Origin of the sequence: Streptomyces sp. (assembly GCF_031181555.1) — a bacterium.
Classification (GTDB): Bacteria; Actinomycetota; Actinomycetes; order Streptomycetales; family Streptomycetaceae; genus Streptomyces; species Streptomyces fimbriatus.
In genome coordinates this window covers 7,832-9,379 of sequence record NZ_JAPSKQ010000209.1, presented here as the reverse complement: position 1 = coordinate 9,379, position 1,548 = coordinate 7,832, and the positions used below count along the sequence as shown (strand labels likewise).

The 1,548-nt window shown below is 71.6% G+C and carries 1 protein-coding gene; it reads right to left on the bottom strand.

Annotation, left to right across the window (positions count from 1 at the left end; all coding sequences use genetic code 11):
- The coding region (locus RIM90_RS28245; protein WP_309063589.1) for an alpha/beta hydrolase at positions 1-1,375 on the bottom strand (1,375 nt) is incomplete at its 3' end.
- Positions 1,376-1,548: the final 173 nt, after the last annotated feature.

Sequence of the window (1,548 nt, the reverse complement as noted above, 5' to 3'; positions counted from 1 at the left end):
TCCAGGTGAGCACCACACCGACGCCCTCGCCCAGCTCGTCCGCCATCCTCCGGGCGCCCTCGTACGGCGTGGCCGGGTCGCCGGTGTTGCCGACCACCAGGATCGGTGCCGCACCCGGCGCGCTCACCTCCGGGGTGTCGTGCTGACCGGGCACCGGCCAGTCGTGGCACCAGCCGGCCGTGTCCCAGCCGAGGAAGGCCCCGAACACGGGCGAGATCTCCTCGAACTCCGGCAGCAGCCTCTTCGTCTCCGCCACGGTCATCCGCTGCCTGTCGTCCAGGCACGATATGACCCGTTGCGAGTGGGTCGTCGTGCCGTAGTTCCCCGAGGCGTCGCGTTCGTTGTAGCCGTCGGCCAGCGCCAGCAGCTCCGAGCCGTCCCCCTCCTCCGCCGCCCGCAGCGCGCTGGTCAGCGCCGGCCAGCCGTCCTTGCTGTACAGCGGCAGGACGATGCCGGTCAGCGCCAGCGTCTGCGTCAGCTCCCGTCCGGACGAGGACGTCGGCAGCGGGTCCGCGTCGATCCGCTCCAGCAGCTCCGCGATCTCACGCGAGCCCTCCTCGGGGTCCCGGCCGGTGGACTTCAGGTAGTTGTCGAGCGCCAGCTGGAAGCCGCGCGCCTGGTTCTTGGCGTGGCCCACCGTGTCGGCGCTCGGGTCGACCACCGCGTCGAGCGTCATCCGGCCCACCTTCTTCGGGAACAGGTGGGCGTAGACGCCGCCGAGTTCGGTGCCGTAGGAGATGCCGAAGTAGTTCAGCCTGTCGTCGCCGAGGACCTGCCGGATGCGGTCCATGTCGCGGGCGGTGTCGGTGGTCGACACGTGGGCCATCAGCTTTCCGGCGGCCTCCTGGCAGCCCTTGCCGAAGTCGGCGGCGTCCTCGAGGTACGTCCGCTCCTCGGCCGGCGTGTCCGGGGTGCCGTCCACCGACGATTCGGCCGCCTGGATCTCCTTGTCGTCACGGCAGCGGATGCCCTCGCTGGCGGCCACCCCGCGCGGATCCCAGCTCACCAGGTCGTACCGCTCGCGCAGCTCGGAGACGGTGTCGGCGTAGGACGGCATCATGGACACGCCCGAGCCGCCCGGGCCGCCGAAGTTGAACAGCAGCGAGCCGAGGCGGTCGTCTCCCGTGGCCTTCGCCCGGATCAGCGCCAGCCCGATCGTGGCACCGTCGGGCTTCGACCAGTCCAGCGGTACCCGGAGCGTGGCGCACTGCCAGTCACTGCCCGGGGCGGGGGCGTCCCCGGATGCCTTGCAGCGTCCCCAGTCGAGCGCCGTCCCCTCGCCCCTGCCGTCGTCGCCGGACGAGCCGCCGCTGCAGCCCGCCGTCAACAGCGCGGCGGCGGCCGTCAGAGCCGCCCATCGTGTGATACGCGTCATGTGGTGCTTCCCCCCTCGCTGGCCGTCCGCATCGAGCCGCGGATGGCGGTCAGGCCATGGTAAGCAGATCCGTCTCCCGCCGGGCCGGCCTGTGGATAACGCCCTGACCTGCGGCTTTATGGGTCCGGCCTGTCGGTTTGCGGAACGGTGCCCGCTCAGGAGCAGACGGTGCC